The sequence below is a fragment of the Niveispirillum sp. GW835-FHT14G11 genome (assembly GCF_058793615.1).
Window position 1 is genome coordinate 58,040 of record NZ_JBXAFZ010000004.1, and the last position, 20,476, is coordinate 78,515.

Sequence of the window (20,476 nt, forward strand, 5' to 3'; positions counted from 1 at the left end):
CCAGTCTCATCCTTTCGGGAACCATCATGCTGCTGCGTCGTCTGGCCTTCGCCCTGCTGCTGTCCCTGACCCCGGCCCTGCTGCCGGCCACGATCCCCGCCGCCCTGGCCCAGATGGGGCCGCAGACCGGCCTGAACCGCGATAGCCTGGTCGTGGAAAGCAAGGGCGGGCGGCGCCACACCTTCAATGTCGATCTGGCCCTGACCCCACAGCAGCAGGCCACCGGCCTGATGTTCGTGGAGAAGATGGAGGATGAGCGGGGGATGCTGTTCCTCAACGAGCGGGAGAGCCGGCTTTCCTTCTGGATGAAGAACACGCTGATCCCGCTGGATATCATCTTCGTCGATGCCAACGGCTATATCCTGAACATCCAGCATGGCAAGCCGCATGACCCGACGCCGCTGCCGTCGGCGGGGCTGGCCATCGCCGTTCTGGAAATCAATGGCGGGCTGGCCGGCAAGCTGGGCATCAAGCCGGGTGACCGGCTGCTGCATCCGGCTTTCGGCGTCAAGCGCCCGAATTGAAGCCGTTTCAGCTTCTTCAGACGCCGATGCCGCGCCCGTTACCGCCGGAAAGATGAAAATCGCCCCGGTCATGCGACATACGGGCAACTCACTATCGGAGATACCCCGAACCCGCACATTTCCTGGGGGATACGGCGTGGTAGAATGGGAGCATGGTACTCTATACGCCCCCTCTGCAGAATCTGCCGCAACCGGTAACCCCGCCCAACCGGGACCGTCCGGTGATCGGTGTGCAGCCGGTGGGGGATCGTCGCCGGCAGGATCAGCCGGACCGGCGGAAGGAGGGGCGTACCCTGCGCCACCGCCTGCTCGACCTGCTGATGGAGGAGGTGGACAACCTTCCCGACCTGTCGGTCCCGCAGAAGCAGCGCATCCGCCGCAACCTGGACCGTCTGGCGGAGAAGCCGCCCGTTGCACCGACACCGATGGAACGCGGCCCGCCCCTGGCGGTACCGCCGCTGGTCGAGGCCGGGCCGCCGCCGGTTGTCGATACTGTCTCTCTGCCGGGATCGGAGCAGACCATCTCCGTCCTGGCGGATGATGTGATATCGGCGGAGGAAGTGGGCCTCCCGCTTCTGGCGGATGGCATGGACGCCAACCAGCTTGCGCAGGAGATCGAGCGCCTGTTGGCCCTGCACAGCGAGCAGGCGGTGAAGATCGCCTCCTACATCCAGGCCCTGAGGACCGTCACACCGGACGATCATCAGGTGGACCTGGATATTTGAGGGTTATTTCCCCAACGCCCTGATCAATTCCCCCATATTCTTGACATAGGCCGCCGTGGAAATGCCCTCCACGGGATAGTCGGTGGTGTAGGGGGAGGTGTCGCTGGGATCGCCGACGCGGGTGGCGCGATATTCGCCCCCCACCGGCATGGAAGGGCCATCGCCGATATAGGGATTGGAGATCGTGGTCAGCATCACCGGCCAATATCCGCGATTGTTCAGCCCGCCCACCAGTGCGGCCAGCGTAGCGCCATCGGCCACCTTCTCCTGTCCGTCCTTCTTCATCATGTCGAAGACATCGACATCGCGCAGGGTGAAATAGCGGGGCAGGGCATAGGTGCCGGGCTTGGCCAGCAGGGGCGAGCCCTTGGCCACCACATCGCCGGCTGTCGCCGCCAGCTCTGTATATTCCTTGCGCAGCGCCTCGGTCTTGATGGAGCGGAAGGACCCATAATGGATGATGACGTCGTTGGGATCGTCGCTGGTGTAATATTCGCCATTGACGACGTTGGAGCCGCGGCGGTGCAGGTAGAGCGGCTTGCCCTCGCCCACGGTGATGAAGGTCGGGTGGGTGCGGCCCTGGCTGCGCAGGTTGGCCGGTGACTGCACCTTGTCCAGCCAGTCCAGCGCCTCGGGCACCCGCGCCAGATATTTCGCCTCGCCGGTCAGACGATAGAAATTCAGCAATTGCTTGATATTATTGGCCGTGGTGTGAGTGGCGAAACCTTCGGGTTCATAGGTGCGGGCCCCGGCCGGCTTCAAGTCGGTGGTGCGGTGCTGCAGGCCCCAGGCGGGCTGGGGCTGCGGCTGCTGGGTGGCCAGGAAGATGTCCATGCCGCGCCGGATGGGGTCCAGCAGCTTCCTGTCACCCAGGGTCTGATAGGCGAAGACCAGCACCTCCAGATTCTCGCCGGCCACATCATCATTGAAGGTGATATAGCCGGTATAGTCCGGGCGGCCATGGACGCCGCCATCCTTGACCAGGGGGAAACGCTGCGGCCAGCCGCCATTCGGGTACTGCGCCTTCAGGATGAAGCCCAGGGCCTTGTCGAGCGCCTTCCTGATGCCCTTGTCCTTCTTTTCCAGATAGAGGCGCAGCAGGAACTGCGTGGCCTCGGCCGTGCCGGCATCATCGAAGGTGCCGTTGCCGTAATAATGATGGAATTCCTCCATCCGCCAGGCGTTCTTGCCATAGGTGTCGTACCAGCGCTGCTCCGCCTCCGGCCCGGCGGTATCGATCACATAGTTCCAGCCGCCGCTTTCCAGCTGACCCTTGATCAAGGCTGCCGCCGTCTTCATGGCCGCATCCAGGTACCAGGCGTCACCCGTGGCGTGCCAGGCATCCAGGAACAGGTTGCCCATGGTCGGTGTGCCCGGCGGCTGCACCCAGATCATGGTCGGGCTGGCCTCAAGCTCCCCCCAGCGGCGGGAGAAATCGGGCAGATATTGCCAGACGAAGCCGCCATTCACTGCCGCCTCTTCCACCATGAAGCGGCTGGCCCGCTTCATGGTCGCCAGGATGGTCTCCCGGTTGGGGGCCTGCGCGGCCTCCTGCGTCGTCGACACCGCGCCGGTGGCCATCGGATCGGTCTGTGCGTGAGCGGGAAGGGCCATCAACAGCGGCAGGCAGACAAGGCACAGCACACGCTTGAACGCGGCAGGACGCATGATCGGATCTCCGGGGTTTCACTCCACGGGTGGCGCTTCTGGCCACCTTGGAAAGGAGTAAATCACAAATGACACCGGTTTCCTATGCCTAAGCTTCGTTAAGTCCTGCCGGATTGTCGCGGCCCGTCGCAGCGTAAGAAGCCGGTTATCAGACAAAAATCAGCTTTCCGTCATAGCTGCGCCGGTACAGGTCTGGCAAAGCTGGAAGCCAACGGTGGAGACAGCCGACATGTATCAGATGCGCCTCGCGTTACCCTTCCTGCCGCTGCTGCTGATTGGCCAGACGCTGCCTGCCGGTGCAGTACCCGGTAAGAACGGGAATGCAACGGTGATCGCGCAGGCCGAAGCCTATCTGACGGTCTATCAGGCCCTGGATCTACCGGCTGTGGCCGCTGCCATGGCGCCCGACGCCCGTTTCGAGGATCCGACCTCCACCAACGTTCCGGGCATCGGCGGGCCGTTCAAATGGGAAGGGCGGGATGCGGTGATCGCGGGATTGCGGGGGTGGACGCAGAGCGTCCGCCGCATCGACTACACAATCCGCGATGTCTACGAGGCGTCCGGCCATGTCGTCTTCATTGGCACGGCGTCGGCATTGATCGAGATGCCGAATGGTGCTGCCCGCACGACCTTTCCCATTGTCACCATCGTCACGATGCGCGACGGCAAGGTTATCGAGCACCGGGATTACACCAACTATGCCGGTGCTGAGACCGGCAAGGCCGACTGAACGCGGATTTGCCGCCATGACGGCCGGATGGAGAGAGACAGATGCGGATATTGCCGCGGTTGCTGCTGTGGATCGGGTTGCTGGCCTTTGCACCAACGACCGTTTTGGCCGACGCGGATCAGACAGAGGCGCTGGCCCATCGCTACATGCAGGCGTTCAACAGGCTGGATATTGACGGGCTGCGGGCACTGCAGGCGAGTGATGTCCATTATTCGGACCGGACGGCGCCCGCGAAATTTGACGGTCCCATCGAGAGACAGGGCAAGGACGCGGTGCTCGCAGGTTTTGGCAGGTTGCGCGGGGAAAGTGGTGTGCACGAACTGGGCCTGCAATGGCAGCAGGTGTTCCACTCGGGCGATCAGGTCGTCTTCATTGGACGCGTCAATGTTCTGTCACCGGGACAGGATGGCCGTTGGCTGCGCTGGCGCACCGGCATGGTCACCATCTTGACGTTTCAGAACGGGATGGTGGTGCGGCACCAGGATTACGCCGATTATCCGGGGGCGGTGACGGAACCGTCGCCACCGCCCCCCCTGACAGGCATGAAAGCCGGCCGGGATCGTCAGAACCGCACCGTCCCGGACAGCACCCATTGCAGCGGCGGCTGCGGATAATAGGCGTAGGGGCCGTCATTATTGGCCACGACGCTGTTGACCTTGCGGTCGAACAGGTTGCGGCCGGTCAAGGTCAGGTCCAGCCCGTCCAGGCCCGTCCAGGTGACGGCGGCGTTGGCCAGCATGTAGCCGCCGGCCGTGCGGCTGTTGGCCCCGTCATAGGCATAGTCGCCGGAAATGTCGGCCCAGGCGCGCAGGGTCAGGGCGGCGGCGTCAATCGCCTGCACCAGTTCCGCCCGACCGGCATGGCGGGGAACGCCCGCTACATCCTTGCCGGTGAAGTCGAAGGGCCTGTTGGTATCGGGCTCCAGGAAGGCATTCTCCGTCCAGATGGCCTTTGTGTAGCCATAGGCCAGGATCAGCGCCGTGCCATGCCCCAGATCGGCATTGGCCTCCACCTCCACCCCGCGTGAGCGCTGCCGGCCGCTGTTAATGGTGCGGGCAGAGGCACCGACGGGCAGCAACTGCAACAGGTCGGACCGTTTCAGCTGATAGGCGGTGACGCTGACTGTGAAGCGGCCATCCGCCGTCTGACCCTTCACGCCCGCTTCGATATTGCGGGCGATTTCCGGGTTCAGATCGGTATCACGGTTGCGGAAGGACCAGATGGGGCCGAAGCCGGGGCTGAACCCCTCGCCGAAGCTGGCATAGGCGGTGACCAGGTCGGTCATGCGCCAGCGCAGCGATGCCTTGGGGCTGAGATGGCTGTCGCTGTCCTTCACCGTCACTTCCGGGTCGGGGCCATAGCCGCTGCCCGAGGGGCCGTAATGCACCTTGCGCTGGAACCGGTCCAGCCGTGCACCGACGCTGGCAGCCAGTTCACCCCAGTCGGCATCGACCTGGGCGAAGGCCGCCTGGGTGCGGTTGCGGGCCTTGGCGTTCAGCAGACGGTCGGACTGCCACAGGGCGGCATCGACATGCGCACCGGTGAGGGCATCGCGCCGCTGGGTATAGAAGCGCGGGCCGAAATCGAACTCCCCGGTCCAGGTCTCGACATGGAAGGCGTTGACCTGTTCGGCCGAAACACCGGCCAGCAAACGCCAGATGTCGTCGATGCGGGCGTCGACCTGCTGTTCGGCGAAATAGGTGTCGGTGGAACCATCGACGCGGAAGCCGGTGAAATCCACCGTGCCGGCGGCCGGGTCCAGCGCATTGAAGAAGCCCTGTTTGCCGGCGGTGTTGGCGTGGCGGGCATGCAGGCGGGTGGTGCCGGTGATGCTGTCGGTCCAGTCACTGGTCAGCAGGGCCGTGCCCGTCCACATGCGCTTGTCGAAGCCGGCATCATCCTGGTTCCAGTTGCCGGCGCGACCGCCGATCAGGGGGATGGGGATGCCGTTGGCATCGGTCGGCAATTCGCCGGCCAGCCCCTGTTCGGTGTTCACATAGGTGCCCGTCAGGTTCAGTACCGTGGTCTCACCCAGGTCCAGACGCTGTTTCACGAACAAGGTCTGTTCCCGGCGGTCCGTGCGGTCGCGCCAGCCGTCGGCGCCCTGGGCCTGGGCGGAGATCAGGATGGCGCCGGCATCGCCCGTGGCACGCTGGACCATGGCGGCGGCATTCCACCAGCCATGCGATCCCACACCCGCCTGGGCCTGGGCCAGCGGCTCGTCGGTCACGTCACGGGTGATGTAATTGATGGTGCCGGCGATGGCACCGCGACCGTACAGCGCGCTGGTCGGGCCGCGGACGACATCCACCTGGCCCACAACGCCGAAGGGCAGCTGTTCCATGTCGACCTCGTCATCGCCGGTGACGAAGGGCACGCCGTCCATCAGCATGGTGATCGTGTCGTTATGGACGCGGTTGGGCACGCCGCGGATGGTGATGTCGGTATAGGTGCCCTGGTCGTTGGTCTTCACCACCAGGCCGGGCAGGCCGCGCAGCTCTTCCCCGATGAAACGGGTGGCCTTGGGCTCGAAATCATCGCGGTCGACGCGGGATACGCTGGCGGGGACATCACGGATTTGGGTGGCGCGGCGGGTGGCGGTGACGACGATTTCGTCAAGGGCCGTATCGGCCGTTGCGGTGTGCGACAGGGCCAGAAGGGCGGTCGTCGCGGACAGAATACGGGCGTAGACGCGGATGGAATTGTGCATGGGTTGCGGAACCAATGTCTGGGGTTCGGTCTGGGTTCCGCGCCTGAATTCCCGAAATCTTATTTCCACGCAAGCAAAAGCCGGCGGTGGGCAGGTATGTCCTTGCTGGTGTTACTCGGCGAACGGATTGGACCCGTCGCGCGTCTCCACCTCGATCACCCACAGGTCGGGATCGCGCTTCACATGGCGTTCGACGAAGGCTTGCGCTTCCATCTCGTCGATCATCCCGCCATTGGCGCCGGGGACCCAGCCCAGCTTGCCATTGATGTCGCGGCCCTGGCTGAACATGCGGCTGCCCTGGAAGGGGATGGTCACCTTCAGCAGGATCAGGCCGCTTTCCCGTTCCCCCTTGCGCAGCACATAGGCCGGCACGCCGGTCGCCGACAGGCGCCAGAGGTGGGACTGCACGAAAAGATGGGTGGGCAGGCGTTCTTCCATGGGACCTGATCCTATTCGCGCTCGACTTCAAACGCTTGTTCGATTTGAATGGGGCCAGTTCCTAACGACCATGTTGGATGCCACGATGCAAGCCCCGGACGCCCCCCTGTTCCAGCGCGCCCTGTTGACCAACGATGATGGCGTCGATGCGCCCGGCATGGCGGCCCTGCTGGAGGCGGTGACGCCGCTGGCCCGGGAAGTGTGGATTGTGGCGCCGGAGCATGATCAGTCGGGCGTGTCGCGGGCGATCAGCCTGCATGCCCCGCTGCGGCTGTTCGAACGCGGTTTCCGGCGCTATGCGGTGACGGGCACGCCCAGCGACTGTGTCGTCGTGGCCCTGCGCCATGTGCTGCGCGACAACCCGCCTGACGTGGTGTTCTCCGGCATCAACCGGGGCGCCAATCTGGCGGAGGAGGTGGGTTACTCCGGGACGGTCAGCGCCGCCCTGATGGCGCGGCTGTCGGGTGTACCGGCCTATGCCGTCAGCCAGGCCTGGCGCGACCGCAACAATGTCCGCTGGCATACGGCGATCGGCGGCCTGGGTGCCGTGGTCCGCCGCTTCGGCGCGCCGGCCAGCGTGCTGAACGTGAATTTCCCCGATGTGGAACCGGACGAGGTAAAGGGCCTGACCGTCACCCGCCAGGGCCCGCCGGGCAGCCTGACCCTGGACGTAGACACGCGTGAGGATACGCGCGGCTTTCCCTACCATTGGCTGTCCATGCACCGGTCGCCGTCCCGGCAGGATAGTGATGATACGGATATCGCCGCCTTGCGCCGTCGGGAGATCAGCGTCACGCCAATCGGGTTCGACATGACGGATATGGCAGCCCTGGCGGGGTTGGTGGGGTAAGTGAAGGTCTCACCTTAACCCATTGAAATTTCTTGAATCGCCTCCCCGCGAAGGCCGGGACCCAGGGGCCAGGTGCGCGACTTGTCGGCAGCTTTGATGGACGCTGCGGAGAGGTTTTCCTTGTGGCCCCTGGGTCCCCGGCCTTCGCCGGGAAGGCGGGAAAAACCTCCACGGAGTCAGGCTTCACCCCACGAACAGCGGCCCCGTCTCAAAGCTGCTGCGCTTGCCCAGGTCCTTCTCGTACTTGGCCAGCCATTCGTCGGCCGCCGCACGGCCGGTATCGCGCAGGTCGGACAGGAAGCCCCAGTCGGCGTTCAGCTTGCTGGACACGCCCAGATGGCCCATCCGTTCCTCCGCCTCGATCCGGTGCAGATGGATGGGGCGCATGCCGGATGCCTCCGGCGTCATCGCGCCCTTGGCCAGCAAGTGATTGACAAGCTCGATCGACCGCAACTCACGTACAAAGATGGAGTTGAAGCTGATCTCATTGATGCGGTCGACGATGGCGGTGGGGGATTTGGGCACTTCCGGCCGTTCGATCGGCGTCACCTGCACGATCAGGATATCGTTGGTACTGGTCTGCTTGATCAGCGGGTCCAGCACGGGATTGCCCATATAGCCGCCGTCCCAGTAATGCTCGCCCTCGATGCGCACCGCCTGGAACAGGAAGGGCAGGCAGGCAGTGGCCAGCAGGCAATCCACCGACAGATCCTTGCCCTGGAACAGACGCAGCCGGCCATGCGCCACATTGGTGGCGCTGACGAACAGCCGCATCTGTTCGGCGTCCTGCAGAACCTTGAAATCGATCAGCCCTTCCAGCACATCGGCCAGCGGGTTCAGCCCCAGCGGGTTGAACTGATAGGGCGACATCATGCGGATCATCAGGTCGAACCCTGCATAGACGGGGTGCGCCTCCACATTGGGATTGCCGGTCAGCTGGGTCAGGAAGGAGGGCGACATCGGGCCAAACGCATTGGCCTTGGCCACCCGCCGCCAGAACCGGTACAGCAGGTCGCGCGCCGCCTGCGGTCCGCCCGTCAGCCAGCCATAGGCCATCAGGGCGCCGTTCATGGCGCCGGCGGAGGTGCCGGAAATCGCCTCCACCTCCAGCCGGTCAAGCTCAAGCAGCCGGTCCAGCACCCCCCAGGTGAAGGCGCCATGCGACCCGCCCCCCTGCAAGGCAAGACCAAGGCGGGGACGGGCGACGGTTTTGGATCGGGTCATGATGCACTTTGACTGGAGGAAGTAATTACTGCGCCGTCCAGCCGCCATCGACGGGGAGCGAGGCTCCCTTGATGTTCGACGCGGCGTCGCTGCACAGGAAAACGGTGAGGTCGCCCAATTGTTCGGGCGTGGTAAACTGCTTGGAGGGCTGCTTTTCCGACAGGAGCTTCACCTGTGCCTCGGCCACACTGATGCCCTCGCGGGCGGCCAGCGCGTCGATCTGCTTCTGCACCAGCGGGGTCAGCACCCAGCCGGGGCAGATGGCGTTGACGGTGATGGCGCTTTCGGCATTCTCCAGCGCCGCCACCTTGGTCAGGCCCAGCACGCCATGCTTGGCCGCGACATAGGCGGCCTTGTTGACGCTGGCCACCAGCCCATGGGCCGACGCGATATTGACGATGCGGCCCCAGCCCTTGGCCTGCATATGCGGCAGCGCCGCCTGCATGCCGTGGAACACGGCGGACAGGTTGATGGCGATGACGCTGTCCCAGCGTTCGGCGGGGAATTCGGTGATGGGGGCCGTGTGCTGGATGCCGGCATTGTTGACCAGGATATCGGCCGATCCCAGATTGGTGACGGCCAGGTCGACCATGCCCTTGATCTGGTCCGGACTGGTCATGTCGGCAGGGGAATAGAGCGCCTGGACGCCGAATTCCGCCGCGATGCCGGCGCGTACCGCCTCAATCTCGCCCGCGTCGCCGAAGCCGTTCAGGACCACATGCGCACCCGACGCCGCCAGCCGGCGGGCGATGCCCAGGCCGATGCCGCTGGTGGAGCCGGTGATGATCGCGACCTTACCCTTCAACATGATGGCACTCGCTTGGCTGGGGTTCATGCATTGTCGGCTGGAACTTGAATACTTGTTCGACTCTGAAATCAAGGGGTCCGTTTCAGCCGGTCGAGGATTCCCTGCACGGCATTGTCCGGGGGCGACGGTGTCTGCGGGGCCGGTTTAGCCGGTGCGGGCTTCTGTGGTGCCGGCTTGGCCGCGGGCGCAGCGGGCTTTGCCTTGGCGGCCGGTGGCGGGGCAGCCTCCGCCGCCGCCTCGTCACGGGCCTGTTTGGCCAGCCTTTCCGCCTCCCGCTTGCCCAGCCAGGCATCGGCGGCGGCCACGTCCAGGGTGCGCACCGCCGACTGGTCGGGGCCGGCCAGACGCAGGCCCAGGGCGGGGGCGCCTGGCGGGCTGGCGGGGGCGAGCGTCAGGGTCAGGTCCAGCATGCGGTCGCGCCAGGCCCAGCGGCCGGCCCCGGTCAGCGTGCCCTGCGGTCCCGTCGCCGCGATCCCGCTGAGTGCTGCCGCCTGATCGGCCAGGGTGACGGACAGGGACATTGTGTCGAAGCCGGTATCGCCCTTGGCACGCAGGGCGGTGCGCAGTTGCGTCGGCCCCCTGGGGCCACCCTCCGCCAGGCGCCTGGACGTGCCGGCCAGGTCCAGCCCGGTCAGTGTGGCGTCGCGCAAGGTCGCCTTGCCCTCGCCGGTCAGGGTCGACAGCAGGGCGCGCGCCGTGGGGCCGCCGCCGGTGCCCGTCAGCGACAGGTCGAAACGCCCGCCCTTCAGCCCCAGCGACGGGCCGGATAGCCAGTCGGGCAGGGCGGCATCCTTCACGCCCAGGGTCAGGTTGCCCGACAGCGGCACCGGCCCGTCCGACCCGTCGCCATCGGTGGCCAGGGGGGAGGCTTCGGTCTGTTCTAGGGCCCCGGTCAGGGTGACATCGCCACCCTGCCAGCGGGCGGCGGCATTCTCCAGCCGGATCAGGCCGTTGGCGATGGTCAGCGGCAGGCTGGCCGATTGCAGCTTCTCACCGCCCAGGGTCAGTTGCGGCACCGTCAGGTCCAGCCTGCCGTTCAGCCGCCGGGTCCAGCCCAGGTCCCAGGCCGCGCCATCGCGGGTCAGGGCGGGGATAGCCAAGTCGGTGTCCAGCACGGCCAAGGACAGCTTGCCGTCCAGGCGCGCCGCCCCACCGTCGGCCGGGGCCGGCACCCAGGTCAGGGCGCCGTTGATACTGTGGCCCGCGAACTGGCCCTGGATCTCGTTCAGGGCCAGGGTGCCGCCCATCGGCCCGGTGATGGCGGCATAGAGGTCCAGCGGGCCCAGCGGCCCGGCAGGACGCCAGTCGCTGAGCGCCAGGCGCAGCAGGTTGGCCGTGTCGGGCAGATTGCTGCGCAGCTTCACGTCCAGCAAGGCCTCGCCCTTGGCGGTGGGATTGCCGATGGACCCACCCAGTTGGGTGGTCCCGCCCAGGGCATCGGCGCGGATATCCACGGCCAGCCGTGCGGCATCGCCCACCAGCCGGGCCTCCACCGCCACAGTGCCCAGCCGTTCGGCCAGCACCGGGTCCGGCCGGCCCAGGGCGCGCAGCAGCGGCGCCAGGGTGGGGCCGGATGCCGTCAGTGTCAGGTGGGAGCTTTCACCCTCCTTGTCCGACAGATGGCCGCTGGCCTTGACATTGATGCCGGTCACCGCACTGGCGGCGGCGTTGCGCAGGGTAAGCGCCCCGCCGGTCCAGCCGGCATCGACCTCCACCCCGTCCGCCGGCAGACCGCCCGCCACCAGCTGCCCGGCCTTGCCCTCCAAGGTCAGGTCGACCCCATCCAGCAGCGGTTTCAGCACCGGCCACAGGTCGGGCGCGTCCGGTGTGCGATAGGCGTCCAGGTCCAGCCGGTCCAGCTCGATCCGCAAACCCAGACCGATACGGTCACGGCGTGACAGGGTGAGGGCACCTTTGAACTGGGTGGTGTCCACGTTGCCGGTGGCATCGGTCAGGGCGAAATCCAGCGGCTTGCCGGTCAGGCGGCCGGTCAGCCGGGCCTGACGCAGCCGTTCCGGCGGCACGCTGTCCATGGGCAGGCCGGCCCAGGCCAGCGTATCGCGCAGACTGTCGGATTTCAGGTCCAGATCGGCGCCCAGCACCGGCTGTTCACCGCTGAAATCGGCGGCCCCCTTCAGGGTGAGGACGGTGCCGCCGGGCAGGGTGCCCGACAATTCGCCATCGCCCAGCACACCGCCGCCCAGCCGCCCCACCAGCCGCAGGTCGCGCAATATGTCGCCGCGCCAGCGGCCCTGATCGGCCAGCAGGTCCAGTACCAGGGTTTGTTGGGGCAGCCCGTCGCGCAGGCCGGGCAGGTCGGCCCCCAGCCGATCCAGGTCCAGCGCGGTGAAGGCCAGGGTGATGGCGCCCGTGCCGTCGGGCAGACGCGGCAGCTCGACACTGCCCGTGGCGCGGCTGTCGCCCCATTGCAGCTCGATCCCGTCCAGGCCGATGGACGCCTTGGACAGGGTCAGCCGGCCGCGCAGCGACAAGGCCGGCCCCTTGGTATCCGCCGCTTCCCCCGGCAACTCGGTGCCGGCCAGATGCTGGACCAGCCGCAGGACGGGGGCGGCATCGGGTCCTTGCAGGGCGATATCGCCCTCCAGCGTGGTCTGCCCGCCGGCGGGTGGAAGCATGCCGGTGAAGCGCAGGTCGGCCTTGGCGTCGGTCAGCGACAGGATGGCGCGGATGGGCGTGGTACCATTGGCGGCGCGGCGGGCGGCGTTCAGGGTCAGGCGGGTGGGCGTGCCGTCCAGGGCACCGGTGGCCGTCAGTTCGAACGGCCCGTCGGGCCCCCCCGCCGCCATCTCGCCCGACAATCCCGCCAGCCGGATGATGTCGCCGCCCGGCCGTTCCAGCACCAGGGACCCGTCGGTCAGCGACATTCCCTCCACCTGGACCGAGCCCCCCAGGGCCGTCAGGGTGACAGGCCAGCGGGCCGGGCCGTCGGCGGGCAGGATGGCGCGCATTTCCGCATCATCCAGCGCCAGCTTCTCGATCTGCACCTGTCCGGCCAGCAGCCGCCAGGGCCGCACCCGCATGGCGACACTGCCGATCTGTGCCAGCGGTTCCCCGGCATCCAGCAGGCGGACATTGCCGGCGGTCAGGGTGGGGACGGGCAGCAGGGTCAGGTTCAGGTCGCCATCGATGACCACCTGCCGGCCGGTCAGCCCCGCCAGCCCATCGGCCACGCGGGACCGGAACTCGTTCCAGGGCACCAGGGCAGGCCCCACCAGCACGACCAGGATCAGCAGGGCCAGCGTCAGCCCCAGGGTCACCGCAATCCGCTTCACGCTTTGCCCATCCCTCTTGCCATCCAGCCCTGAAATCTTAACCTATAGAACCGGCGGCCGGCAGGATAGGGAATGAAATGGGCGAAATCGTGAATCTCAACCGCGCCCGCAAGGCGAAAGCCAAGGCCGACCGCGCGGTGGAGGCGGCGGAGAACCGAGTGCGGTTCGGGCAGACCAAGGCGGAGAAGGAGAAGCGGCGGGCGGAGGAGGAGAAGGTGCTGCGGGCGCTGGAGGGGCATAAGGTGGAGTGAAAGTTGGAGATTTTGGGTAAAATGTCCCTTCACTTATCTGGTGTTTTTACATTTTCACCGTGTTTTATATTCATGTTAAGTTGCTGAAATTTCTCATACTTTGTACCCAATGTGAATGACCCTCCCAGCAAAACTGCTAGGGCTACTAATAGTGCCCAGATTTGTGCGATTCCAAGTGATCCTAAAATACTAGAAATACTTAATTTTGAAGGGTCAAGTACTTTCGGATTTTCTTTGGGGTTGGAAAGATTTTTATGCCAATCCTCAAAGAGGCCCAAAAACATTGTAGTGCTTAATGATATCGTATCTATTTTTAACTCACAAATAAATACGCCGTTCATTTTTTCGAGAAGGCCATCGCAATGCAAGTTTTCATCAACTAAAATTAATATAGGTAAATTTCTGCTTAATGACATTGCTGCCTCTATCTGATTCCATGGCGTTGGGAGGCTAATTTTATTCAGGACCTTTTCTTTAATTGTTCCCCTTCTTTCTTTTCCATTGTCAAAATAATATCGTTCTGTTGCAATAACTACAGTTCCATGGCAACGATCCATGAGTTGTGTTATCGCCTGTATTGGGGCGCCTATGCTGAATGTGTTGCGACCAATGGTGCGTGGAGAAAGGCCCACAGCCATCAGTCGGGCCTCCACTTCCCGCACGAATGTTTCCTGCTGAGAGGTGAGGCCTGTTCCCACACTAACAAATACGTCCATGGTTCTTCTCCTATATATGTGCATCGTGTATGCATAAAGAATGGTATGCATCATATATATTCTATAAATAAGATCATAATGTATATGATCAATTTGTTCGCAGGAAAATTTTTTAAGTATCATCCCAATATTCTCTACAATTAAGAAATTCCTGTAATATGCAGAACATCCATAACGGGGCGCGCCATGGGAACAGTCACTTCCGCCGAGTTCGTCCGCCAGTTCGGCACCATCCAGCGGCAGGTGCAGCGCGAGACGGTGACTGTCACCAGCTATGGCAAGGTGGTCGGCCATTATATCTCGCCGGAGGATGGGGAATTGCTGAGGCAGGCCAAGGCTGCCCGCAAAGCCTATCACCCTTCCGAACTGCCCGACGATCTGTGGGACGAGATCGACCGGGCGCAGCCATCGGCGGCCGCGCGGGCGCTGGACCATCTCATGGATGAATGACGATGGCGTTGCCGATACCCCGGCGGGGTATCAATGCGCACGCAGTTAGTGCCAGTCAGGTTCAGGTTGCTTCTCTTCCGCCTTCCCGGCGAAGGCCGGGACCCAGGGGTCAAGCGCCCGACCTGTCGGCAGCTTTGATCCAAGCCGCGTCGAGGTTTGATCCTGGGGCCCCTGGGTCCCGGCCTTCGCCGGGAAGGCGGGTAAAAGCTTGATTCTATTTAAACTTGGCAAGCTCCAATGACTGCGCAATGAGTTTGAGAGCTCGGTACCAAGTCGGGTATAGCGGTGAAGAACCGTAGGTTTGGTCAAGCCGAAGGCGAGCCCCGCCCCACCTCACCCCACCTTCCGCGCCTTCGCCGTCTTCATATAGGGCGCCAGATAGTGCCCCGTATGGCTGCGCGCCACCTTGGCCACGGTCTCCGGGGTGCCGGCGGCCACGATTTCGCCGCCGCCATTGCCGCCTTCGGGGCCCATGTCGATCAGCCAGTCGGCGGTCTTGATGACCTCCAGATTATGTTCGATCACCAGCACCGTGTTTCCCTGGTCGACCAGGGCATGCAGCACCTCCAGCAGCTTGCGCACATCCTCGAAATGCAGGCCGGTGGTCGGCTCGTCCAGGATGTAGATGGTGCGGCCGGTGGAGCGGCGGGACAGTTCCTTGGCCAGCTTCACGCGCTGCGCCTCGCCGCCCGACAGGGTGGTGGCCGGCTGGCCGATCTTGATATAGCCCAGGCCCACCCGGTCCAGTGTTTCCAGCTTGTCGCGGATCGACGGCACGGCGCGGAAGAATTCCGCCCCTTCCTCTACCGTCATGTCCAGCACCTCGGCGATGCTCTTACCCTTGTAATGGACCTCCAGCGTTTCGCGGTTATAGCGCTTGCCGTGGCAGACATCGCAGGTGACATAGACGTCGGGCAGGAAATGCATCTCGATCTTGATGACGCCGTCGCCCTGGCAGGCCTCGCACCGCCCGCCCTTGACGTTGAAGCTGAAGCGGCCGGGACCATAGCCGCGGGCCTTGGATTCCGGCAGGCCGGCGAACCAGTCGCGCATGGGGGTGAAGCAGCCGGTATAGGTTGCCGGGTTGGAGCGCGGGGTGCGGCCGATGGGCGACTGGTCGATATCGATGACCTTATCGATATTCTCCAGCCCATGGATGGCGTCATGCTCCCCCGGATGCTCGCGCGCCCCCATCAGGCGCTTGGCCAGCGCCTTGTACAGGGTCTCCACCACCAAAGTGGACTTGCCACCGCCCGACACGCCGGTGACGCAGGTGAAGGTGCCCAGCGGGATCTTCGCCGTGACGTTCTGGAGATTGTTGGTGCGGCAGCCCGTGATCTCCAGGAACTGGCCCGGATGGCCAGGACGGCGGGTGGCCGGGATTTCGATGCGGCGGCGGCCGGACAGATATTGTGCCGTCATGCTGTCGGGATGGGCCATCACCTCCGCCGGGGTGCCCTGGGCCACCACGGTGCCGCCATGCACGCCGGCCCCCGGTCCCATATCGACCAGATAATCGGCGATGCGGATGGCATCCTCGTCATGCTCCACGACGATGACCGTGTTGCCGATGTCGCGCAGGCGCTTCAGGGTAGCCAGTAGCCGGTCATTGTCGCGCTGATGCAGGCCGATCGACGGCTCGTCCAGCACATAGAGCACGCCGGTCAGGCCCGACCCGATCTGCGAGGCCAGGCGGATGCGCTGGCTCTCGCCACCCGACAGGGTGCCGGACGCCCGGTCCATGGCCAGATATTCCAGCCCGACATTGTTGAGGAAGCCCAGACGCTCGTTGATCTCCTTCAGGATGCGCGTGGCGATGTCGCGCTGCTTCTGGGTCAGATGCGGGTCCAGCGCCAGGAACCAGTCGCCGGCCTGGCGGATGGACATGCGGCTGATCTCCGCAATGTTCAGGCCGCGCACCTTGACGGCCAGCGCTTCGGGCTTCAGACGCGCGCCATTACAGGCCTCGCACGGCTGGGAGGATTGGTACTTGGACAGTTCCTCGCGCACCAGGGCGCTTTCCGTCTCCTTCCAGCGGCGCTGGAGATTGTTGACCACGCCCTCGAACGGCTTTTTGGTCTCATAGGAGCGCAAACCGTCATCATAGCGCATGGTGATCGGCGTCTTGCCCGACCCGAACAGCAGGCACTGGCGCACCTCCTCGGGCAGCTTCTCCCACGGCTTCTTGATGTCGGCCCCGTAATGGGCGCAGATGCTTTCCAGGGTCTGGAGATAATATTGCGAGGTGGAATTGGCCCAGGGCGCAATCGCACCCTCCTTCAGGCTCAGCCGTTCGTCGGGCACCACCAGCATCGGATCGAAATAATGCTTCGAGCCCAGCCCGTCGCAGGCCGGGCAGGCGCCGAACGGGTTGTTGAAGCTGAACAGTCTGGGCTCGATCTCCTCAATCGTGAAGCCGCTGACCGGGCAGGCGAACTTGGCGGAGAACACGGTGCGCTCGCCATTGTCGGCGTTTTCGGTGAAGATCAGCCCGTCGGACAGTTCCAGCCCCGTCTCGATCGAATCGGCCAGGCGGTTGCCCAGGTCGGGCTGGATCTTCAACCGGTCGACCACCACCTCGATATCATGCTTCAGCTTCTTGTCGAGGGTGGGTGCATCCTCGATCTCATACATCTCGCCATTGATCTTGACGCGCTGGAAGCCGCGCTTGCGCAGTTCCGCCAGCTCCTTCTTGAACTCCCCCTTCTTGCCGCGCGCGATGGGGGCCAGCAGGTAGAGGCGGGTATCGGCCGGCATGGACAGGATACGGTCCACCATCTGGCTGACCGTCTGGCTTTCGATGGGCAGGCCGGTAGCCGGGGAATAGGGCACACCGATGCGCGCAAACAGCAGGCGCATGTAATCATAAATCTCCGTCACCGTGCCGACGGTGGAGCGGGGATTGCGGCTGGTGGTCTTCTGCTCGATGGAAATGGCGGGCGACAGGCCCTCAATGCTGTCTACATCGGGCTTCTGCATCAGTTCCAGGAACTGGCGCGCATAGGCCGACAGGCTTTCCACATAGCGCCGCTGCCCCTCGGCATAGATCGTGTCGAAAGCCAGGGACGATTTGCCGGAGCCCGACAGGCCGGTGATCACCACCAGACTGTCGCGCGGCAGATCGACATCGACATTCTTCAGGTTATGTTCGCGGGCGCCACGGACGGAAATATGCTTGTTCATCGCGGTCTGTCTTCGGCTTTCTGGCCCGTGGGGCGGGTGCATGCTGCGGTGCAGTTAGGATAGGCGTTACTGCCGGTTTGAAAAGGGCGCGTTGGCGCGGGTCCCTTATGCCAGTTGGGCGGAAAGCCGTTTGGGCGCGATGGCGCGATAGCTTTCCAGGGTCCAGTGGCACAGACGCTCCACATCGATCCCGTCCCCCGATTCGAACCTGAACGTCACCCATCCGGCCTTGCCCAGGCCATAGCCGGTCGGGGTGGCGCCGGGCAGGTCCAGCGCGAAATCGCGGGAATGGGGCAGTTTCAGGCTGACCCGGAAGGTACCCTGGTAATGGTTCACGAAAATGAATATTTTGCCCCGCACCTTGATGACGCGTTCGCCCCAGGGGAATTCCTCCACCGCCTCGGGCAGGGAGAGGGCGTGGGTCTTCAATGCCTGTTCGGCATCGGCGAAGGGCTGGTCATTCATGGCCGCGTCCGGTTGGTCATGGGACGGAGCACACCATGCCCTGTCCGGAAGGGGAATGCAATGTTCTTGTATTGTTCCCATTAAACTTGTAGAAACGACAAGGGGGCAGCGTGTAGGCTGCGGGCCATTCCGGTGGGGCTTGAGGGCTTCCGCCGTCGAACCCTTTTGCGAAAGAGCGACAGCATGGCGGGCAGCGTCAACAAGGTCATCCTGATCGGCAACCTGGGCAAGGAGCCGGAGGTCCGGTCGCTTCAGAACGGCGGCAAGGTCTGCACCCTGCGCATCGCCACGTCGGAGACCTGGAAGGATCGCGGCACGGGCGAGCGCCAGGAGCGCACGCAGTGGCATAGCGTCGTCATCTTCAACGAGAATCTGGTGGGCATCGCCGAACGGTTCCTGAAGAAGGGCAGCAAGGTCTATATCGAGGGCCAGCTGGAGACCCGCAAATGGCAGGACCAGCAGGGGCAGGAGCGCTATACGACCGAGGTTGTGCTGCGCCAGTTCCGCGGTGAGCTGACGCTGCTGGACGGCCGTGAAGGCGGCGGCGGCGATTATGGCGGCGGTGGTGACTATGCCGGCGGCGGGGGCGGTTCCTACGGCGGTGGGGGCGGTGGTTCCTACAGCGGTGGCGGCGGCGATTATGGCGGCGGCAGCAGCAGCCGGGGCGGTGGATCGCGCGGCGGGTCCGGTGGTGGCAGCAGCCGCCCCAGCCCGGCGGCCGACCTGGACGACGAAATCCCGTTCTGACCGGCCGGGCAGGCATGGTTGTACAAGGGCGGTCCGGATCCTCTCCGGGCTGCCTTTTCATGTCAGGCCGCGATATACTGGATGCCCATCTGCAGGCTGCGGGCGATGCGGCCGGCTGTGGCGCGGATGGCGGCAGCGTCATCGGCCGACAGCACCTCATGGGCCGTTTCTTCCCACAGGGCCAGCCAGCGTTCGAACCGGGCGGGCGTCAACTGCGCGCGATGGCGCAGATGGGCGCCCATCGGGTTGCCCTTATAGCGCCCGCTGGTCAGCATCACCGACGACCAGAAATCGGCGAGCAGTTTCAGATGATGGTCCCAGTCGGTGATGGTGTCGTTGAAGACGGGGCCAAGGTCGGGGTCCTGCCGCACCTTGGTGTAAAAGGCTTCCACAAGCCGGGTCAGTTGCACGTCATCCATGGCGGGTCTCTTTGGTCGCGATGTCATCAGGATGGGGGAGCAACCAAAAAGAGGCAAATGAAATACATGTTTATCTGATGCGCCTTTTGTCACGGGCGAGCCAGGAAGGGGAAGGCGCTGTCGGAATGGGTCTTCTCGTCCCGGTCGATGCCGTCATCGATACCGGTTTCGGTGCCGGTGACCAGCAAAGAGCGATAGATATCAACGGCATCGACATTCGGCGTGCGGCCACCGCAATCGCCGGCCAGATCGTCTTGTCCACCCAATGCGGCCCGTTCGACGGCGGCGAAATGCCGGCACTCACCGCTTTTGGTGTTGATCCATAGCCGGTCGTCGGCCAGCAGACGGGCCAAGGCGTCGTACCGCTGCGCGGGTGGAGCGTCCCGGTCTGCCAGGAAGCCGTTGCCGCAGATACCGTCGAATCCGTCATAGAGCCCCAGATTGCGGGCGATCTCCGGTGCGAAGTCCGGCCAGTCGGCGGGGCGGGCGGCGTTATAGGCTTCTTTCAGGCGGTTGCTGGTCTCCGCCCCGGTCAGCGTGCCCAGCAGAGCGTTGCCGGTCAGGGGCCGACCCATGCGGTCGATCCAGCTTTCGGCCGTGCCGGTGGTGGCCCAGACGGCCAATTTGCCTCCACCTTGATTGACGGCAGCAACCTCAACGGAGATGACCAGGGTGGCGGGCGTCCAACCCTTCAGGAAGTTCGATGGCGGGCCAGCATCGACATGGCGCCAGCGGTCCCGGATCTCCAATGCCGTTTCGGCACTGAAGGCTGGGCAGTGGCCCTCATCGACCTCGGTGCCGGCCTTCAGGGCGGCCAGGGCCACCTTATAGGCGTTGCGGGTGCCCACGACATTGTTGAAGAACGGATCGTCACGCAGGCCGGCGAAGACGCGGAACCGCCCCTTGGCGGATATGAGCCCCTGTTCATCGCCGGCATTACCCGTGGCCCGGTCGCGGCCCAACTGGCAATCCACCTTGCCCAGTTGCGGGAAGCGGCAGGTGATGCGGGTGGACCGGGTGGTCGCGCCAAAGCGCTTGCCGCTGTCGATGTGGAATTCATAGGCGACAGTATCGGCGAAACCGTGGCCGACAATGGCCATGACCAGGTTAAGCCGCTTTGCATCGGGCGACATCCAGGCAAACAGGTCGCCGATATCGACGCGGGGATCGGCGATGACCGTTGGCGTGTCGAGATGGTCGGAGGCCTGGGCTGTTTGGGACAGGAGCAGCGACAGGGCAACCGGACCGGCAAGCCATGGCAGGATGCGGGGCATT

General features: G+C 64.4%; 19 protein-coding genes. 8 read left to right on the top strand and 11 right to left on the bottom strand.

Going from position 1 to position 20,476, the window contains the following annotated elements:
- The first annotated feature begins 26 nt into the window (after positions 1–26).
- Positions 27–524, top strand: coding sequence for a DUF192 domain-containing protein (locus AC1Q7F_RS08805; protein ID WP_492505826.1), 498 nt, complete (start codon positions 27–29; stop codon positions 522–524).
- Between the two features lie 152 nt (positions 525–676).
- Positions 677–1,249 carry a hypothetical protein gene (locus AC1Q7F_RS08810; protein ID WP_492505827.1) on the top strand — a complete coding sequence of 191 codons (573 nt, stop codon included), beginning with the start codon at positions 677–679 and terminating at the stop codon, positions 1,247–1,249.
- A gap of 3 nt (positions 1,250–1,252) precedes the next feature.
- Here the strand turns inward: AC1Q7F_RS08810 and AC1Q7F_RS08815 are convergent, their stop codons facing one another.
- Positions 1,253–2,917, bottom strand: coding sequence for a pectate lyase (locus AC1Q7F_RS08815; RefSeq protein ID WP_492505829.1), 1,665 nt, complete (start codon positions 2,915–2,917; stop codon positions 1,253–1,255).
- A gap of 229 nt (positions 2,918–3,146) precedes the next feature.
- Here AC1Q7F_RS08815 and AC1Q7F_RS08820 point away from each other — a divergent pair, with 229 nt between their 5' ends.
- Together AC1Q7F_RS08820 and AC1Q7F_RS08825 are read left to right on the top strand one after the other, a co-directional pair.
- Positions 3,147–3,647, top strand: coding sequence for a nuclear transport factor 2 family protein (locus tag AC1Q7F_RS08820; protein WP_492505831.1), 501 nt, complete (start codon positions 3,147–3,149; stop codon positions 3,645–3,647).
- A 59-nt stretch (positions 3,648–3,706) separates the two neighbouring features.
- A complete protein-coding gene (locus AC1Q7F_RS08825) occupies positions 3,707–4,261 on the top strand; it encodes a nuclear transport factor 2 family protein (protein ID WP_492505833.1) in 555 nt (184 codons plus the stop codon).
- Here the strand turns inward: AC1Q7F_RS08825 and AC1Q7F_RS08830 are convergent.
- Complete coding sequence (locus AC1Q7F_RS08830) at positions 4,210–6,357, bottom strand: TonB-dependent receptor (RefSeq protein WP_492505834.1); 2,148 nt, start codon at positions 6,355–6,357, stop codon at positions 4,210–4,212. The two genes, AC1Q7F_RS08825 and AC1Q7F_RS08830, sit on opposite strands and share 52 nt — an antisense overlap.
- 111 nt (positions 6,358–6,468) lie before the next feature.
- Complete coding sequence (locus AC1Q7F_RS08835) at positions 6,469–6,795, bottom strand: DUF1491 family protein (RefSeq protein ID WP_492505836.1); 327 nt, start codon at positions 6,793–6,795, stop codon at positions 6,469–6,471.
- Positions 6,796–6,880: 85 nt separating this feature from the next.
- Here AC1Q7F_RS08835 and surE point away from each other — a divergent pair, with 85 nt between their 5' ends.
- Entirely contained in the window at positions 6,881–7,645 is a 765-nt protein-coding gene (surE, locus tag AC1Q7F_RS08840; protein ID WP_492505838.1) for a 5'/3'-nucleotidase SurE, read from the top strand.
- A 183-nt stretch (positions 7,646–7,828) separates the two neighbouring features.
- Here the strand turns inward: surE and AC1Q7F_RS08845 are convergent, their stop codons facing one another.
- The 3 genes from AC1Q7F_RS08845 to AC1Q7F_RS08855 form a co-directional block, all read right to left on the bottom strand.
- Positions 7,829–8,869 (bottom strand): patatin-like phospholipase family protein, encoded by a 1,041-nt coding sequence (locus AC1Q7F_RS08845; RefSeq protein WP_492505840.1) that lies wholly within the window; start codon positions 8,867–8,869, stop codon positions 7,829–7,831.
- 25 nt (positions 8,870–8,894) lie between these two features.
- Positions 8,895–9,677 (bottom strand): 3-hydroxybutyrate dehydrogenase, encoded by a 783-nt coding sequence (locus AC1Q7F_RS08850; protein ID WP_492505842.1) that lies wholly within the window; start codon positions 9,675–9,677, stop codon positions 8,895–8,897.
- Positions 9,678–9,745: 68 nt separating this feature from the next.
- Complete coding sequence (locus AC1Q7F_RS08855) at positions 9,746–12,970, bottom strand: AsmA family protein (protein WP_492505844.1); 3,225 nt, start codon at positions 12,968–12,970, stop codon at positions 9,746–9,748.
- A gap of 77 nt (positions 12,971–13,047) precedes the next feature.
- Here AC1Q7F_RS08855 and AC1Q7F_RS08860 point away from each other — a divergent pair, with 77 nt between their 5' ends.
- The gene (locus tag AC1Q7F_RS08860) at positions 13,048–13,221 is read left to right on the top strand and encodes a DUF4169 family protein (RefSeq protein WP_492505845.1); all 174 of its coding nucleotides are present in this window, start codon (positions 13,048–13,050) and stop codon (positions 13,219–13,221) included.
- Between the two features lie 29 nt (positions 13,222–13,250).
- Here AC1Q7F_RS08860 and AC1Q7F_RS08865 read toward each other — a convergent pair whose 3' ends face one another.
- On the bottom strand, positions 13,251–13,937 hold the full coding sequence (locus tag AC1Q7F_RS08865; protein WP_492505847.1) for a hypothetical protein: 687 nt from the start codon (positions 13,935–13,937) through the stop codon (positions 13,251–13,253).
- A gap of 186 nt (positions 13,938–14,123) precedes the next feature.
- On the opposite strand from AC1Q7F_RS08865, the gene AC1Q7F_RS08870 reads away from it, so the two are divergent.
- Positions 14,124–14,387, top strand: a complete 264-nt coding sequence (locus tag AC1Q7F_RS08870; protein WP_492505849.1) for a hypothetical protein — start codon at positions 14,124–14,126, stop codon at positions 14,385–14,387.
- A 333-nt stretch (positions 14,388–14,720) separates the two neighbouring features.
- On the opposite strand, the gene uvrA is transcribed toward AC1Q7F_RS08870, so the two are convergent.
- Both uvrA and AC1Q7F_RS08880 read right to left on the bottom strand, forming a co-directional pair.
- On the bottom strand, positions 14,721–17,570 hold the full coding sequence (gene uvrA / locus AC1Q7F_RS08875) for an excinuclease ABC subunit UvrA (protein WP_492505851.1): 2,850 nt from the start codon (positions 17,568–17,570) through the stop codon (positions 14,721–14,723).
- A gap of 105 nt (positions 17,571–17,675) precedes the next feature.
- On the bottom strand, positions 17,676–18,035 hold the full coding sequence (locus tag AC1Q7F_RS08880) for an MmcQ/YjbR family DNA-binding protein (RefSeq protein WP_492505852.1): 360 nt from the start codon (positions 18,033–18,035) through the stop codon (positions 17,676–17,678).
- 183 nt (positions 18,036–18,218) lie between these two features.
- Here AC1Q7F_RS08880 and ssb point away from each other — a divergent pair, with 183 nt between their 5' ends.
- Positions 18,219–18,782: a single-stranded DNA-binding protein gene (gene ssb, locus AC1Q7F_RS08885; RefSeq protein WP_492505854.1), complete on the top strand. Its 564-nt coding sequence runs from the start codon at positions 18,219–18,221 to the stop codon at positions 18,780–18,782.
- A gap of 62 nt (positions 18,783–18,844) precedes the next feature.
- On the opposite strand, the gene AC1Q7F_RS08890 is transcribed toward ssb, so the two are convergent.
- Both AC1Q7F_RS08890 and AC1Q7F_RS08895 read right to left on the bottom strand, forming a co-directional pair.
- A complete protein-coding gene (locus AC1Q7F_RS08890; RefSeq protein WP_492505856.1) occupies positions 18,845–19,201 on the bottom strand; it encodes a group III truncated hemoglobin in 357 nt (118 codons plus the stop codon).
- Between the two features lie 89 nt (positions 19,202–19,290).
- On the bottom strand, positions 19,291–20,475 hold the full coding sequence (locus AC1Q7F_RS08895; protein ID WP_492505858.1) for a DUF4331 family protein: 1,185 nt from the start codon (positions 20,473–20,475) through the stop codon (positions 19,291–19,293).
- Position 20,476 lies beyond the last annotated feature (1 nt).

Bases quoted from the DNA above. Each gene is read 5' to 3' on its own strand.
- AC1Q7F_RS08805 (WP_492505826.1), top strand. From the start codon at position 27: ATGCTGCTGCGTCGTCTGGCCTTCGCCCTGCTGCTGTCCCTGACCCCG.
- AC1Q7F_RS08810 (WP_492505827.1), top strand. From the start codon at position 677: ATGGTACTCTATACGCCCCCTCTGCAGAATCTGCCGCAACCGGTAACC.
- AC1Q7F_RS08815 (WP_492505829.1), bottom strand. From the start codon at position 2,917: ATGCGTCCTGCCGCGTTCAAGCGTGTGCTGTGCCTTGTCTGCCTGCCG.
- AC1Q7F_RS08820 (WP_492505831.1), top strand. From the start codon at position 3,147: ATGTATCAGATGCGCCTCGCGTTACCCTTCCTGCCGCTGCTGCTGATT.
- AC1Q7F_RS08830 (WP_492505834.1), bottom strand. From the start codon at position 6,357: ATGCACAATTCCATCCGCGTCTACGCCCGTATTCTGTCCGCGACGACC.
- AC1Q7F_RS08835 (WP_492505836.1), bottom strand. From the start codon at position 6,795: ATGGAAGAACGCCTGCCCACCCATCTTTTCGTGCAGTCCCACCTCTGG.
- surE (WP_492505838.1), top strand. From the start codon at position 6,881: ATGCAAGCCCCGGACGCCCCCCTGTTCCAGCGCGCCCTGTTGACCAAC.
- AC1Q7F_RS08845 (WP_492505840.1), bottom strand. From the start codon at position 8,869: ATGACCCGATCCAAAACCGTCGCCCGTCCCCGCCTTGGTCTTGCCTTG.
- AC1Q7F_RS08850 (WP_492505842.1), bottom strand. From the start codon at position 9,677: ATGTTGAAGGGTAAGGTCGCGATCATCACCGGCTCCACCAGCGGCATC.
- AC1Q7F_RS08860 (WP_492505845.1), top strand. From the start codon at position 13,048: ATGGGCGAAATCGTGAATCTCAACCGCGCCCGCAAGGCGAAAGCCAAG.
- AC1Q7F_RS08865 (WP_492505847.1), bottom strand. From the start codon at position 13,937: ATGGACGTATTTGTTAGTGTGGGAACAGGCCTCACCTCTCAGCAGGAA.
- AC1Q7F_RS08870 (WP_492505849.1), top strand. From the start codon at position 14,124: ATGGGAACAGTCACTTCCGCCGAGTTCGTCCGCCAGTTCGGCACCATC.
- uvrA (WP_492505851.1), bottom strand. From the start codon at position 17,570: ATGAACAAGCATATTTCCGTCCGTGGCGCCCGCGAACATAACCTGAAG.
- AC1Q7F_RS08880 (WP_492505852.1), bottom strand. From the start codon at position 18,035: ATGAATGACCAGCCCTTCGCCGATGCCGAACAGGCATTGAAGACCCAC.
- ssb (WP_492505854.1), top strand. From the start codon at position 18,219: ATGGCGGGCAGCGTCAACAAGGTCATCCTGATCGGCAACCTGGGCAAG.
- AC1Q7F_RS08890 (WP_492505856.1), bottom strand. From the start codon at position 19,201: ATGGATGACGTGCAACTGACCCGGCTTGTGGAAGCCTTTTACACCAAG.
- AC1Q7F_RS08895 (WP_492505858.1), bottom strand. From the start codon at position 20,475: ATGCCCCGCATCCTGCCATGGCTTGCCGGTCCGGTTGCCCTGTCGCTG.